The following is a 14,898-nucleotide window of genomic DNA, read 5'->3' on the forward strand; positions in this document are numbered from 1 at the left end:
GCGCCGCGGGCGGACGGATGCCAGGCGCCGCGTCGCGGCGGCGTCCACCACCCGCGCAAGCCGCCCGGCCGGGGCCGGAGCAGAGGGGAGCCTGCCATGTCTTGGTACGAGGAGTCGGTCGTCTACCAGGTGTACCCCCTGGGCCTCTGCGGGGCGCCGCACCAGAACGACGGCGCGTCCGAGCCCGAGAGGCGCCTGCGCCGCCTGATTGACGACGGCTGGGTGGGCCACATGTCCAGGCTGGGCGCGAGCTGCCTCATGCTCAACCCCGTCTTCCAGAGCTCGAGCCACGGCTATGACACCATTGACTACCTCACGCTGGATCGCAGGCTCGGCACCAATGACGACCTCCGCGCGCTCGTCGACGCCTGCCACGAGGCGGGGATCAAGGTGCTCCTGGACGCCGTGCTCAACCACGTGGGCCGCGACTTCTGGGCCTTCCGCGACGTGCTCCAGAACCGGGAGGCAAGCCCCTATGCAGGCTGGTTCAACATCGACTGGGGCGGAAACGACGAGTGGGACGACGGCCTGAGCTACGAGTGCTGGCAGGGCGTCCCCTACCTCGTCAAGCTCAACCACTCCGACTTCGCGCTCAACGACTACCTCGCCGACGTCATCCGCCAGTGGGAGCGCGAGTTCGACGTGGACGGGCTGCGCCTGGACGTGGCCTACTGCCTTGACCGCGGCTACCTCGCCTACCTGCGGCGGATCGCCAACGAGCTCACAGAGGCACGCAGGGGGCGGCTGGGCGAGAGGGACGCCGAGTTCGTCCTCGTGGGCGAGACCATGTTTGGCGACTACAGGCAGTGGATGGGCGACGAGCTCTGCCACTCGGTCACCAACTACGAGGCGTACAAGGGCCTCTGGTCCTCGCTCAACGCGGCGAACATGCACGAGGTCGCCTATGCGCTCGAGCGCCAGAGCGGCAGCCATCCTTGGGACCTCTACACTGGCAGGCACCTGCTCAACTTCGTGGACAACCACGACGTGCCGCGCATCGCCACGCGCCTGGACGACCCCAGGCAGCTCCCCGCCCTCTACGGGCTGCTCTTCGCCATGCCCGGAGTCCCCTGCGTGTACTACGGCAGCGAGTGGGGCATCGAGGGCGAGCAGCACTTCGGCGACTACGAGCTGCGCCCCGCCCTGGACGCCCCGGAGTGGAACGACCTCACGAGCTGGATCGCGTCGCTCGCCGCCTGCAGAAGGCCCGGGCACCCCGGCGCCGAGGCGCTCGCCTGGGGAGACTACGCCCAGCTCGACTGCCAGCCGCGCCAGCTCCTCTTCCAGCGCCAGAGCGAGCACGAGCGGCTCATCGTGGCCGTCAACGCGGCGGACGAGCCCCACACCTTCCACTTCGACGCGCGCTGCGGTCGCGCCGTGGACGTCATCACGGGAGAGGACCACGACTTCGGCGGAGGCTCGGAGGTCCCGCCGCTGAGCGTGCGCTACTGGCTCTGCGAGCGCTAGGCTGGCTAGGCTGGCACGGGCGCGGCTCCTCTCGCCTGGGCACGCTGTTGCGCACGACCCTCTCGCCCGTCACGCCATTGCGCACGCGCACCTCGCCCACCACGCCATTGCGCACGCGCACCTCGCCTGTCACGCTGTTACGCACACGCGGTTCTCGCCCATCACGCCATTGCGCACGCCGTTCTCGTCCACCACGCTCGAACGCACAGACGCCTCTCCCGCCAACTGGGCAAACGCAGATGCGACCGTGCGCTTCAGCGTGCGCGTTGGGCAGGACGTGCGTTTCGGCGTGCAAGTTGAGAAAGTCGTGCGCTTCGGCGTGCGCGACGCACGCTGGCAGCACTCGTGCGTACCAAGCGAGACGAGCGTTCGAGCGCGACTGACTGCACGCATGGCGCAGGCGACTCCTACGCGCGGCGGGTCTCGTTGCTGATGACGCAGCGGTTCGCCGGCAGCCAGACGCTGCCCCACTCGAAGGGAGTTCCGTCGTCCAGGCGCACCAGCTGGTCGAGCTCGAGCACCGGCGCGTGCTCGTCGCACTCCAGGTGGCCGCCGCGCACCTTGCCGGCGGTGCGGGCCGTGTAGACCATCTCGGAGCGGCCAATCTCGTGGCCACTCGTGCGCTGCACGGCGGCGAAGAGCCCCTCTCGCGTGAAGTCGGCTCCCTCGAGCCCCGGACAAACGCCCAGGTTGAGGTGGCTCTCGATGAACATGACCGCGCGCTTGCGCACGTAGCGCACGCGGCTCAAGTATAGGTAGTCGCTGCCCGGCTCGATCTGCAGGTTCTCGGCGCAGAGGGGGCCGGCGGCGCGCACCTCGCACTCTATGACGCGGGTGGTGAAGTCGATTCCCTGATGCCCCATCGACTCGCCAAACGATAGCAGGCGGTTGGACGACGGACGCGCCATGACCGGCTGCACCACGAAGGTCCCGCGGCCTCGCTGCTGCACGAGCAGGCCCTCGTCCACCAGCTGGCGGACGCCCTTCTGCACCGTCCCGCGCGAGAGGTGGAGCATGTCCATGAGCTCGTGCTCCGAGGGGATGGGCTCGTCCACGCCCCAGTCCTTGGAGTAGATCTTCTCCCTCACGAAGTCGGAGACCTGCACGTAGAGCAGCTCTCCTCCCTGCTTGCCGAACACGGGGGCGCTCGGGGCGCTGTTGCTAGCGGCGTCGGGCACGGGGGCCCTCCCTTCTGAGGGGCTCCGCCGAGGCGCCTTGCTCGGCGTAGGCCAGGAGGCCCTCGAGCATGCGCTGCTGGACCTCCTCGAACATGTTGGAAAAGAGCTCTGGCGTGAGCATGCTGTAGGCGGGCGTTCCGTCCACGTGATGCAGGCGGTTGTCGCGCACGATGGCGGAAGCGGCAGCGACGCTCGCCCTGAGGTCGGGCTCGAGCACGGGGTACTGCGGGAAGGCGTGGGCCTGTCGGACAAGCTCGTCGTCCAGGCGGCACTCGAGACGCAGGTCGAGGGTGCGGCCAAAGAGGTCGAAGTCCCCCTGCTTGCGGATGCGGGTCGTCTCGCCCGGACGGATGCCCATGCCCTCGATGAAGGCGTTCACGTCGTGGTTGTAGGCGTTGTCTGCCACGAGGTGGCACCAGGTACCCAGCACGAGGTCCGACACGCGACCGTCGGCATCGGCGCTGGGCAGGCCGAAGCGGCGCCAGAACTCCCAGTAGCGGGGCTCGGGCACGAAGTTTGGGTCCGCGAAGTGCGTGTCGTTGTAGACGATGATGCGCGTGGTGGGCTTGACCATGTAGCCCACGTAGACGTCGGGCAGGAAGTTGCCGAAGAGAAAGGCGTTGACGTCACGTATCCCCAGTTCCTGGGGGCTCCGCTTCTTCAGGAGGGCTTCCACGTGGGCGCTATGAATGTTCCAGCTCGGCATTGGAACATCATAGGACGTTTGCGCGCGCCGCGCCGACGGGGGCGATGCCTGACGCGAGCGGACGGGGCGACGTCTGACGCGCGCGGCCTCGCGCACGCCGCGCGCTTCTCCGTACCAGCAACGTCAGACACGCGCCTCTCCCCCGCCCACTACGTCAATCGTGCGTCCCTCTCCACTGACAACGTCGCACACGTCTCCTCTCGCATCGAAAACGTCGAACGCGTCTCACGGCGCAGCCATAACGTCCATCGCGTCTCCCGAAGCGGTAACTACGTCGAACGCGTCTGCCGATGCATCAGCAACGTCCAACGCGTCCCGCAATACGTCGATTACGTCGAACGCGTCTGAAGCGGATGCAGCAACTGGGCAAACGCAGGGCCCTCGGACGCATTGGACGCTTTGGAGCGAAAGTCGCACGCATTTGACGTTGTCGGCAAAGCCGAGCACGCGTTGGACGCTTTGGATGGCGAGGACGCACGCGTTGGGCGCAGTCGGTGAAATCAAGCACGCGTTGGACGTTGTCACGGACGAGAGCTGCCCACACACGACGTCGTGGCAGGCGTCCAAACGCAGCGAGAAGGCGGCCGGCGGCCCACTCGGAGCCACCGGCCGACATCCAGACGATTCTCTACCACTCTCGCACTACGAAGCGCCACCACTTCGTAGCCACCCGCGCAGCACGAAGCGGTGTGGCCGTCACGACGGCGCCGCTTGCACGCCACGCAGCACCACGCCGCGCAGCGCCCGGCGCCCCAGTCCGGCGCCCCAGTGCCCCCTAGCCGCGCACCTCTCCCCCGGTGGACTTGGTCACCTTGGCCACCAGCTTGCCGTGCGCCTTCTCCACCTCCTCGGAGGTCAGCGTGTGGTCTGCCGCGCGATACTCGAGCGAGAAGGCCATCGACTTCTTGCCCACGCCCACCCTCACGGGGTCGCGGTACACGTCGAAGAGCTCCGCGCTGGCCAGGAGCTTGCCACCGGCGCTCCTGATGCGCTGCATGACCTGCTCGTAGCTCAGGCCCTCGTCCACCACCAGCGCCAGGTCGATGGAGACGCCGGGCAGCGTGGGCACGTCCTCGTAGGGCAGCTCGTCCTTGGCCAGCCTCAGCAGCGCGGCCACGCTCAGCTCGAAGGCCACCACAGCGTCGTCGATGCCGAAGGCCTCGAGCGAGCGCGGGTGCACGTTGCCCACCCAGCCGATGAGCTCGCCCTGGGCCAGCACCTCGGCGGAGCGGCCCGGCTGCAGCCAGCCATAGGCCTCGGGGTCGGCCGCACGGAAGCGGACCTTGGTGATGCGCAGGGCCTCGAGCAGGGTCTCGACCACGCCCTTGGCGTCGAAGAAGTCCAGCGCGCCCGTCTTCTGGTTCCAGGCGTCGTCCGCCCAGGAGCCGCTCAGCACGCCGGCCACCATGCTGGGCTCGTCGGGCTGGCTCCTGTGCTCGTGGCCGTAGAAGACGCGGCCGACCTCGTACAGGTGGACGTTCTTCACGCCGTGGTCGCGGTTGTAGGCGACGGAGCGCAGGAGGGCGGGCAGCATGTCGCGACGCATCTCGCTCTGGTCGGCGACGAGCGGTCGCAGGATGCGCACGGGCACGCCCTTGCCCATCTCGCCCATGCCCAGGAGCTCGAGCTCCTGGGGGTCGGCGAAGTTGTAGGTGGAGGTCTCGCTCAGGCCAGCGGCGCGCAGGGTCGAGCCGATCTTGCGGAGCGTCCGCTGCTCCTCGGTCAGGCCGCCGGCGTGGTTGCGGGCCGCAGGCAGGGTGGGCTCCACGTCGCCCTCGCCCCAGAGGCGCAGCACCTCCTCCACCAGGTCGACCTCGCGGGTGAGGTCGGGACGGTTGGTGGGGGCCGTCACCTCGAGGGCACCGTCCTTCCCCGCAACCACGTCACAGCCGAGCAGGCGCAGGCGAGAGGCCATGAACTCGTCCTCGATGGGCGCACCGCAGAGCGAGCGCACGCGCTCCGGGCGCAGCGTGAGTCGGGACGCGGCCACGGGGGCGGGGTACTCGTCCACCCTGCCCTCGCAGACCTGGGCGCCGCAGCACTCCTCGAAGAGGGCGGCGGCCACGTCGGAGACGCGGGCGCAGCCGCTGCCGTCCACCTGGCGCTCGTAGCGAATCGACGCCTCGCTCATGAGGTCGAGGTTGCGGCTCGTGCGGCTGATGTGGCCCTTCTCGAACACGGCGCTCTCGAGAAGGACGTCCACCGTGCCCTCGTCGATGTCGGAGTCGAGACCGCCCATGACGCCAGCCAAGGCCACGGGGGCCTTGCCGTCGTCCGTGATCACGATCATGTCGCTGGTGAGCTCGCGCTCCACGCCGTCCAGGGTCACGACCTTCTCGCCATCGGCCGCCGCGCGCACCACGACGTGGCGCTTGCCGTCGCGTTCGGTGAGCTTGCCCAGGTCGAAGGCGTGCAGGGGCTGCCCGGTGAGGTACATGACGTAGTTGGTCACGTCCACCACGTTGTTGATGGGACGACTGCCGGCGGCGATGACGCGACGGGCCAGCCACTCGGGGCTGGGACCAATCTTCACGTTGCGCACCACGCGCGCGGTGTAGCGACCGCAGAGCTCGTTGTCGTCGATGCGCACGTCCACCAGGTCGGAGCTGCGACCGAAGTCGGCGCTCTCGTGCCTGATCTGGGGAAGCTCGACGTGGGTCGGCTCGTCCAGCATGGCGCTGACCTCAGAGGCCATGCCCAGCATGGAGAGGCAGTCGGGACGGTTGGGCGTGATCTCGCAGTCGATCACCGTGTCGCTGAGCCCCATGTACTCGGTGAAGTCCACGCCCACGGGCGTGTCCGCAGGCAGGATCATGATGCCCCTGTGGTCGCCATCCAGGCCCAGCTCACGGCTGGAGCAGTTCATGCCACGCGACTCGACGCCGCGCAGCTTGCCCTTCTTGATGGTGACGCCACCAGGGAGCGTGGCACCCACGAGGGCGGTCACGGTCTTGTCTCCCTGTTCGAAGTTCTGGGCGCCACAGACCACCTGCAGGGGTTCGGGCTTGCCGTCGGCGCCCAGGTTATGCGCGCCCACGTCCATCTTGCACACGTACATGTGGTCAGAATCGGGATGGGGGACCTTCTCGAGCACCTGGGAGGTGACCACCTTGGTGATGTCGGCGCCGACGCGCTCGACGGCCTCGACCTCGGTGCCGGTGCGGACGAACTCGCGCACCAGCTCCTGGGGGTCGTCGGGCAGGTCGACCATGGTCTTGAGCCATTCGTAAGAGACGCGCATGGAATTCTCCTTCTTGGTCGCGCGGAAGTCTTGGTGGCGCGGGGTCTGCGGACTTAGAACTGCCTCAAGAAGCGCATGTCGCCGGTCATGAGCATGCGCAGGTCGGGCAGGTCGTAGCGCAGCGCGGCCACGCGCTCCACGCCGATGCCGAAAGCGAAGCCCGAGTACCTCTCGGGGTCGATGCCCACGTAGTCGAAGACGTTGGGGTCGACCATGCCGCAGCCCAGGATCTCGAGCCAGCCGGTGTTCTTGCAGAAGCGGCAGCCCTTGCCGTGACAGACGCCGCAGGACACGTCCACCTCGCAGCTGGGCTCGGTGAAGGGGAAGAAGTGCGGGCGGTAGCGGGTCGCGCGGTCCTTGCCGAAGATCTCGCGGCAGAAGTAGTCCAGCGTGCCCTTGAGGTCGCCGAAGGTGATGCCCTCGTCCACGACCAGGCCCTCCACCTGGGTGAACTGTGGCAGGTGGTTGGCGTCGGCGGTGTCGGGGCGGAACACCGTGCCCGGGCAGATCATGTAGATGGGAGGCTTCTTCTCCTCCATCACATGCACCTGGACGCCGGAGGTCTGGGTGCGCAGGAGGACGTCCGACTCCCCCAGGACGTGCTGGGCCTTGCCCTCGGGCGCGCGGTCCTCCACGTAGAAGGTGTCCTTGGCCGAGCGGCTGGGGTGGTCCTCGGGGGCGTTGAGCGCCGTGAAGTTGTAGTAGGTGGTCTCCACGAAGGGACCGTCCTCGACGGTGTAGCCGAGCCCCACGAAGATGTCCTCGATCTCCTCGCGGATCTGGCTGATGAGGTGCTGGGTGCCCGGGGTCAGGCGGCGGCCCGGCAGGGTCACGTCCACGGCCTCGGCCTGGATGCGCGCGTCGAGCACGGCCCGGGCCAGCTGCTCTTTGCGACCGGCGATGGCGGCGTCAACGTTGGCGCGCACGGTGTTGGCGAGCTTGCCCATGGCGGGGCGCTCCTCGGGGGGGACCTTGCCCATCATGTGCATGAGCGCGGTCAGGGAACCCTTCTTGCCCAGGGCGGCGATGCGAATCTGCTCCAGGGCGTCGAGGGTGGTGGCCTCCTTGAGCCCCTCCTCCACCTGATCCTGGATGGCCCTCAGGTCGTCGGACATTGCCATGTTTGGAAACCCCTCTCGTCGCCGCCGGCAGGCTGCCGGCGCCCTCCTGCCCAAGAACGAAAAACCGTCCTCGGGCCCACAAGCCCAAGGACGGAATGATTCCGCGGTACCACCTTGATTGGCGTCGCGTTTTCTCTCGCGAGCGCCCGCTCTTCCGCCCCGTGCCGTGGGGCCTACGGCTTCCCTACTTGCGGCGGCGAGCGCTGCGTTGAGGTCGCGGCTGGTGGAGTGAACTTCGCAGCCCAGCCTTGGAGGCACCTCTCAGCCGGTGGGTGCCCTCTCTTCTCCGCTGGCGACGCGGGCTGCGAACCTCTCCGTCATTGCCTTCGGCGTATGGTAGCACATCGGGGGCGAGAGGAGCGATCAGCCTGAAACGCCCGGGACCGCGCCATGCGACCCCGGGCGTCACTGAAGCATCGGACAATTCGACGGAGAGGCCTAGAGGGTCGGGTCCTCGTCCTTGGTCTCGTCGGAGGCCATGCCGGCACCCGTATCGGAGTCCGCGTCGGAATCCTCGTCGGAATCCTCGTCGGGATCCTCGTCCGCGTCCTCGACAGCAGGCTCGTCGGGCGTCGTCCCAGCAACCTCGCCGGTCACGCCGTCCGCAGGCATCGTCGGCGCTGCAACCGTCGGCGCGTCCGCGGCGAGCTCTTCGACCACAGGAGCCGCCTCGTCTGCGGCATCCGTGGCCTCCACGGATGCCGTCCCGTCCACGTCCTCCGTGGCCTCCGTGGCAACCGCCGCAGCTGGCACGTCCAGGGGCGTGACGACCTCAGCGGCAGAGTCGGCGGTGTCGACCGGCGTGGCGTCCACGACACTGCCGTCGCCTGCGGTCGGGTCCACCGGAACGACGGGGTCCGCCGTGGCGCCGGGCAGCATCAGGTCCTGAGGCAGGGGGTCTCCGCTCGCGCCCCATGCAGGGACGTTGAACTGCCTCATCCACAAACCAACCGCCGCGTACTCCACGAGGCTTGCGAACGAGGTCGCGACCGACCCCAGATAGCCAATCACCAGCAGCACCGGGATCATGCCCATAAGTGTCGAGATGATCTCGCTGTAGACGTAGTACGAGTCACCCGCGTACGACGAATAGGCATGAGCGCTGGTGTAGGCGGCCATACTGACCAGCTTCGTAATCAGGGGAATGAACGCGACGAGCGCAATCAGGTACATGGCCAGCGTGATGATCAGCGAGATCAGGATGCAGAGGCCCGCGATCCTGGCGATGCCGCCGAAGTCCCTCTTGAGCATGTCAAAGATGCGGTCGGCCCTGTAGCCTGCCGTGAAGTCCTGGTATATGGCCGCTCGCACGCAACATGCGGCCAAGATCGCACCGCCAAAGATCCCAATGAGGAGCGACAGGATGAACGGCACCACGCCGCCGTGGCTAACGCTCGCGACCAGCGACATGATGATTCCCAGCAGCACGCCCCAGCCAATCGTGGACGCGAAGCCACGCCATCCGCTCTTGATGCACTCGCCCACCCTGACGCCGTGTCGCTTCGGCGCGACATCGGCACCCCAGGCGATGAGTCGCGACCACTCGAACACGTAGCCCGAGGTCCCGAGCGGACCTGCGATGGGGACGAAGTTGGCGATGCCCATTACGAGCGGCACCTTGTACCAGCCGGGCTCCTTGCCTATGAGCGCCCAGGAGCGCGAGAAATATCCCTTGCCTTCTGCCATTTGCAAATCCTTTCGTAGATGTGTCGGACGCATGCCACCCGTCTGCCGCAGCTGTGGCGTTCGGGCGCGCGATGCGACGGCCTTCCTAGTCGAGCAGGCTCGAACCCTTGGTCAGGTCGCTCAGGTCAATACCAGTGTAAGAGCTCAGGGGCTCCAGGGAGGCGACAGCGGCGTCGCGGGCGGACTGGTAGTCGGCCGCAAGGCTCTTGTCCTCGTCGGTCACCAGCAGGTCCGCGAGGTTAGAGAGCTCCTCCGTCTTCCCCATGGCGTCGACGAGGTCGTTCTTGTCCGAGTTGAACGTCTGCGCGATCGAGTTGACGGAGGACGTGTCACCGGACGAGATGGCACCGGAGAGCTGGCTCAGGAGGTCTGCCAGCGCGACGCTCTTGTCCGCGACGTCCTGGAACTTGGAGAAGTCCGCAGACGGGACGGCCGCCTTTGCGGCGCTGACGTCGGCGGAGAGGGAGCTCGCATGCTGCTTCGCGCCCTCGACGTCGGTCGAGAAGCGAGCCGAGTCTATCGATGCGACATCGGACGCGGCGTTGACCACGCTGATCGCGTCGCCGACGCTGGTCTGGAAGTTGCTGAGGTCGGAGTAGTAGGAAGTGATGCTGCTGCTCGCGGTGTAGGCGCCACCGAGGGAGTCGACGACCTTGCGGCCCGTCTCGACCATGTTCCTGCGCGCGTCGACGGAGCTCTGCAGAGCGGCGATCGCGTCCTTGTCGGCGCCGTCGAGCGCCCATTCGCTGGACTTCGCCTCGTCGAGCTCCTTCTGCGCCGCGTCGAGGGAGTCCGTCGCGGACGAGAAGGTGTCGTCGGCGTCGGAGGGATCGCTCAACGCGAGAGAGAAGTATTCGAGGTCGGCATACCGGTCAAGGTCGACGAGCTCCTGGTCTGCGGAGACGATCTTCTCGGCAGACTCGTGGATGGCGAGACGACCCGCGTTCGCAGCCTGACCTCGCGCGAAGAGGAAGGCGCCTACGCCGACGAGCACGACTGCCACGGCGACGATGCCGATCACAACCTTCTTGTTCACTGGCTTCTTGGGTGCGGACTCATCAGGCGTGGATGCGCTGGCGCCAGAGGCGGTGGAGGCCACGGCCTCCCCCAGCCCCTCCGGCGGCACGGGGGCACCGGTACGTGCGGCAGCCTCTGAGAGCTGCGGGGTTGATTCGTTCTCTTCCATGCTTTATCTCCAATCCATCAAAAGGCCTCTGGAGTTTACCCCAGAGGCCTTTTTCAGTCTTTACCGACAAGGCAAAGTGATAGGGTTGAAACTTTTACGACTGCTTCCTACGAAGCCAGACTGCACCACTCAACCCAAGCACACCTGCGGCGCCAACGAGGGCGATTGCTCCGGCACCCAGGCCGTCGTCGCCCGTCTTGGGCAGCGCGGACTTCCTGGCCGGCTTTCCGGGCGTCGGGGGCGTGGGGGTGTGGCGGTTGGTCAGCCTGTAGCCGCTCGTGGCGTCTCCCGAGACCTCGGAGCTGTAGCCGTTGGGGACGTCCACTTCCTTGACCGTGTACGCAATGTCCTTGCCGCCGTCCTTCTGGTACAGGTCGCCCCAGACGTACGTCCACTTGTTGCCTGCGGAGAGCTCCACCACGTCACCCATGGGCTTGCCGTCGGCGTAGAGCTGTACCTTGACGGAGGTGGGGCGGATGCCGTCCTTGTCGTTGCCGTCGTCCCACGCCTTGGTGACCGTGAGCGAGGTCCTGCCGGGGGCGTAGGAGTTGGTGACGTCAAACCCGTTGACCTTGCTCGTGTAGCCCTCGACCGCGTCCTCGGTCACGGTGTAGGAGATCTTGTGCCCGTCGGCCTGGTCGTACTTGTTAAGGCCGTCGAAGGACCACGCCCAGCCGTCGTCGGACGTGACGGTCTTCGCGGCCCGCTCGACCCCGTCCGCCAGCAGGCGCACGGTGATGGAGTCGGGGCGCTTGCCGTCGCGGTTGCCGTCGTCATCCCAGGTCTTAGTTCCGGAGACGCCGACCTTCTCGGTGTTGGTGTTCGTGATGGTGAAGCCCGATGCGGCGTCGCCCGAGATGGACGAGCTGTATCCGTCGACCACCTCCTCGCTGACCGTATAGGCGATCTCGGTGCCGTGGTCGCGATACTTGGGCAGGTTCTCGAAGGAGGCCGTCCAGTTGTTGCCATCGCTCAGCGTGACGGTCTTGCCCGTCGCCGCGCCGTCCGCGAGCAGGCGCACGGTGACCTGGCTCCCCTTGGGGCCGACCCACGCCTTGGTCACGGGGACCGACGTCGTCTCGGGGGCATGCGTGTTGGTGAGGTTGTAGCCGTTGGAAGTAGCCGTGTAGCCCGCGACCGCATCCTCGGCCACCGCGTAGGCGTACTCGTGGCCGTCGGACGGGTCGTACTTGGCCAGCCCGTCGAAGCTCCACCTCCAGCCATCCGCAGCGGTGACTTCCTTGGAGTCTGCCTCGGCGCCGTCCCTCAGGAGCCTGACGGTGATGGAGGCGGGGCGCCTGCCGTCCTGGTCGTTCGCGTCGTCCCAGGTCTTGGTGCCGGAGACCTTCACGGTCTCCTTGTTCGTGTTGGTGATGGTGAAGCCATGCTCGACGTCACCGGTAACATCGACGTGGTACTTGTCGGCATCGACGCCGGACACATCGGCCTCTTCCAACGTGTAGGTAATCTCATCCCCCGACGTGGTGTACTTAGGCATGCCCGTGAAGGAGGCTTTCCAGTCGTTATCCTCGGAAAGCGTAACGGTCTTCCCGGTGTCCACCCCGTCGGCTTTGAGCTTGACCGTGACGGAATCACCCTTGGGGCCGACCCAGGACTTGCTGACGGGGATGTCAATCTTGATACGCTCGTCAGTCACCGTCTGGATGGCACCACCCGACGCGTTGACATTGAGGGTGAACTCCTCCTCATTGAGCAGGTAGCCCTTGGGTGGCGTCTTCTCCTTTACCTTGTAAGTGCCGGAGGTCAGGGTGCCGGAGGTCACGGTGCCATCGGACCCAGTGGTTAGATCGAAGCTGTTGCTATCGGAGTCGGTCACGGTAAAGACCGCATTGGCGAGCGTGACGGAATTATCGTCCGCATCGACCTTGATGAGCTTGATCTTATTGGCGAGGGTGCCGCCGCCCGAGCCGCCGGAGTCGGCGGAGTGGTAGGACGAGGAGACGGTTTTGCTCTCCTGGTTCGTGGAGCTGAGCGTGAGGTTGTTCTTGAGCGTCGTTCCGGGCGTGTAGGTGGTCTTGTACGAGAGACGGTACTGGGTGCCGTTGACGTCGCCGAGATTGAGGGTGAAGGACTTGTTGTCGGGGGCGACCGTCAGCTTGTCGCTTAGGTCTATCTGCTCGATCCACTCGAGAACGCCCCCCGTAGAGTCCATAGTGACGCGCCACAGCTGGAAGCTGTCGGGAAGGTAGGTCTCGTTCCCAGACCCCTCAGACAGGTGGTCGGTAAGTACCACGTTTCTGAGGTTAGCCTTCATATGGTTGATGCGGACACTCCATTGGACCTGGCCGGCGTTTGCCCCATCCTTGTCGCCCCACTTGTTGAGCACCTCGTCGTGGAGCTCCGGGTACCCGTTGATTTTGATGGTGAGCGGCGTAACTACCCCGTTGACCGTCACGTTGAAGGTGTTGTCCTCGTTGATTGTCAACTTGGACTCGTAGAACTTCGAGGTCAGCCTGATCGAGCCCTTGACGTTCTCCTTGCCCTCGACCCAGCTCGTGAAGGTGACGCGCACCGTGCCGCCTGCGTCGTTGGCACCGGGCGTGACGTGGGCCTTGGCGATCACGGTCGAACCATCCGAACCGACGATGTCGAAGTCGCTCGCCGTCGTGTCGGACGGGAACCGCATGTTGTCGGGGAGAGTTATGTCGAAGTAGTCGCCCGCGTGCAGGTTGGCACCGTTCTGGCTCGCGTCCCAGTTCATCGCCAGGTAGAAGGTGTCATACGTAGATGCACTTGTGGCGGTGGTGCCGTCGATGTGCGTGATCCGCAGGTCACTGATTGTCGCAGTGACTGCCTTGACCTCACGAGCAATAGCGTTCGACGGCAAAACCGCCAGCATGGTTACCATGGCAAACAATGCCGTCAGGGCAAACGCCCTGAGCCTCAGGCGGATGGGGCTCTCGCGATAAGAAAAGACAGCCATGCTGCTCCTCTCCCAACGAAGTGACAGGATTGCAACTGGCTGCCAGTGAAGGCCCTATAGCTTTGCGTCGCCGCCTTTCGACGGTTTTGCCCAACACATTTTAAGGGAAAAGAGTAGACATAATCAAACTGAAAATACTAATCTCGCTCAATAAGAAATTGATTCATGCCAAATCCCTGATCCAATCTCATTGCTAGGGGGTCGGACTTGAACGCTTCACCAACAACAGCATCCCGATTTGACCTCCCCACGCGAACCGAAGTCGGAGGCCTGAGCCTGATATTGGGGCTACGTCGGCACTCGAGATTCGAGAGCCTCGCACTCACGTTGTCCAACCTCAGGTGTGGGACGTCCCTAGCCGCAATAACACTCTTCATGGAAACGTACATGCTCGTCAACAGTTTTCTCATGGGAAGGAACGAGCGACTGGTGCGCCAGCTCGGATGGCCTTGGATCATTCAGCATCGTATTGCATACATTGTGCTTTTTTCCAGCGCGGCCCTTCTCATTGGGTGGAACATCCATCGCTCAAAACGTGGGATGGAACGCGTATCGCTCGGCATCTCGCAATTGGTGGTCGGGCAATTTGTGTTGGCCTCTCTCGCCTTTGGTGTTTTTATCACCATGGGCGACCTCGCCCGAGGCAACGGCGTGTACTCCTTCATCGTCCAAATGGTAAGCGTCGTCTGTATATTCGCCATTCGACCCATCGTACTCATGCCCACCATAGCCGCGACGTTCGGCCTCGTCATCTGGCAGGCAGCAAGGCTATCAGCCACGGGCCACGGAACGCTCACCAACTTCATTTCACTCGGTCTCGTTCTCATTGTTGCCTGTTGTGTCAGATACCACACGCGTATGTGCGACATCCGCTCTCAGGAGCGTCTTGAGCGGTATTCGTTCCAAGACGCCCTTACAGGCTTAGGTAACGTGAGGGCACTCTACGTTGACGTCCAAAGAAGCATCGGAAAACGGGTCAACATCGCAGTGCTGGACATAGACAACTTCAAAACATATAACGACCGATTCGGTCACGAGACTGGTGACCGCATTCTCTCGCTTTTCGCAACAATCATTTCCCACGAGCTTGGTAATAACATCCAGCTCTATCGCCTAGGCGGTGACGAATACCTCGCGATGTCCTCGTCCGTCCCATCTAACGAGTTCGCAGCTCGTGTTGCGAAAAGCCGCAAAGTCTTCGAAAGCCGTATGTTACACAACGACGTCATGATCGACGATGTGCCTGTCAGCTTCTCCATCGGCTATGCATCCGGCAGGATCAACGAGACGGACGACATCAAGCCACTCTTGAGCAAAGCGGACGTCGAGATGTACCAGGAGAAGCACAGCCACCACTGTGCGTCCTGAT

9 protein-coding genes and 1 riboswitch are annotated in these 14,898 nt (G+C 65.1%); of the genes, 2 read left to right on the top strand and 7 right to left on the bottom strand.

Annotated features, from left to right (window positions below):
• Positions 1-96: 96 nt before the first annotated feature.
• Positions 97-1,467: an alpha-amylase family glycosyl hydrolase gene (locus tag ACMPH2_RS05255; protein WP_417118793.1), complete on the top strand. Its 1,371-nt coding sequence runs from the start codon at positions 97-99 to the stop codon at positions 1,465-1,467.
• Between the two features lie 407 nt (positions 1,468-1,874).
• Here ACMPH2_RS05255 and ACMPH2_RS05260 read toward each other — a convergent pair whose 3' ends face one another.
• The 7 genes from ACMPH2_RS05260 to ACMPH2_RS05290 all read right to left on the bottom strand — a co-directional run bounded on the left by ACMPH2_RS05260 (position 1,875) and on the right by ACMPH2_RS05290 (position 13,529).
• Positions 1,875-2,645, bottom strand: coding sequence for a GntR family transcriptional regulator (locus ACMPH2_RS05260; RefSeq protein ID WP_009278906.1), 771 nt, complete (start codon positions 2,643-2,645; stop codon positions 1,875-1,877).
• Positions 2,629-3,321, bottom strand: coding sequence for a hypothetical protein (locus ACMPH2_RS05265; RefSeq protein ID WP_234946883.1), 693 nt, complete (start codon positions 3,319-3,321; stop codon positions 2,629-2,631). Before ACMPH2_RS05265 ends, ACMPH2_RS05260 begins: the two co-directional genes overlap by 17 nt.
• An 805-nt stretch (positions 3,322-4,126) precedes the next feature.
• Entirely contained in the window at positions 4,127-6,592 is a 2,466-nt protein-coding gene (gene pheT / locus ACMPH2_RS05270) for a phenylalanine--tRNA ligase subunit beta (protein WP_417118794.1), read from the bottom strand.
• Positions 6,593-6,645: 53 nt separating this feature from the next.
• Positions 6,646-7,713 carry a phenylalanine--tRNA ligase subunit alpha gene (pheS, locus tag ACMPH2_RS05275; protein WP_062530828.1) on the bottom strand — a complete coding sequence of 356 codons (1,068 nt, stop codon included), beginning with the start codon at positions 7,711-7,713 and terminating at the stop codon, positions 6,646-6,648.
• A 438-nt stretch (positions 7,714-8,151) separates the two neighbouring features.
• Entirely contained in the window at positions 8,152-9,399 is a 1,248-nt protein-coding gene (locus tag ACMPH2_RS05280; protein WP_417118795.1) for a DUF4013 domain-containing protein, read from the bottom strand.
• Between the two features lie 85 nt (positions 9,400-9,484).
• On the bottom strand, positions 9,485-10,585 hold the full coding sequence (locus ACMPH2_RS05285; protein ID WP_417118796.1) for a hypothetical protein: 1,101 nt from the start codon (positions 10,583-10,585) through the stop codon (positions 9,485-9,487).
• A gap of 94 nt (positions 10,586-10,679) precedes the next feature.
• Entirely contained in the window at positions 10,680-13,529 is a 2,850-nt protein-coding gene (locus tag ACMPH2_RS05290; protein WP_417118797.1) for a Cna B-type domain-containing protein, read from the bottom strand.
• A gap of 27 nt (positions 13,530-13,556) precedes the next feature.
• Positions 13,557-13,630: riboswitch (cyclic di-GMP riboswitch) on the bottom strand.
• Between the two features lie 226 nt (positions 13,631-13,856).
• Here ACMPH2_RS05290 and ACMPH2_RS05295 point away from each other — a divergent pair.
• On the top strand, positions 13,857-14,897 hold the full coding sequence (locus tag ACMPH2_RS05295) for a GGDEF domain-containing protein (RefSeq protein ID WP_417118798.1): 1,041 nt from the start codon (positions 13,857-13,859) through the stop codon (positions 14,895-14,897).
• The last annotated feature ends 1 nt before the right edge of the window (position 14,898 follow it).

Source organism: Olsenella phocaeensis (assembly GCF_048189965.1).
GTDB lineage: Bacteria > Actinomycetota > Coriobacteriia > Coriobacteriales > Atopobiaceae > Olsenella_I > Olsenella_I phocaeensis.

What these genes read in the sequence shown, in the direction of transcription:
- ACMPH2_RS05255 (WP_417118793.1), top strand. Translation starts at nt 97, where the DNA reads ATGTCTTGGTACGAGGAGTCGGTCGTCTACCAGGTGTACCCCCTGGGC.
- pheT (WP_417118794.1), bottom strand. Translation starts at nt 6,592, where the DNA reads ATGCGCGTCTCTTACGAATGGCTCAAGACCATGGTCGACCTGCCCGAC.
- pheS (WP_062530828.1), bottom strand. Translation starts at nt 7,713, where the DNA reads ATGGCAATGTCCGACGACCTGAGGGCCATCCAGGATCAGGTGGAGGAG.
- ACMPH2_RS05280 (WP_417118795.1), bottom strand. Translation starts at nt 9,399, where the DNA reads ATGGCAGAAGGCAAGGGATATTTCTCGCGCTCCTGGGCGCTCATAGGC.
- ACMPH2_RS05285 (WP_417118796.1), bottom strand. Translation starts at nt 10,585, where the DNA reads ATGGAAGAGAACGAATCAACCCCGCAGCTCTCAGAGGCTGCCGCACGT.
- ACMPH2_RS05290 (WP_417118797.1), bottom strand. Translation starts at nt 13,529, where the DNA reads ATGGCTGTCTTTTCTTATCGCGAGAGCCCCATCCGCCTGAGGCTCAGG.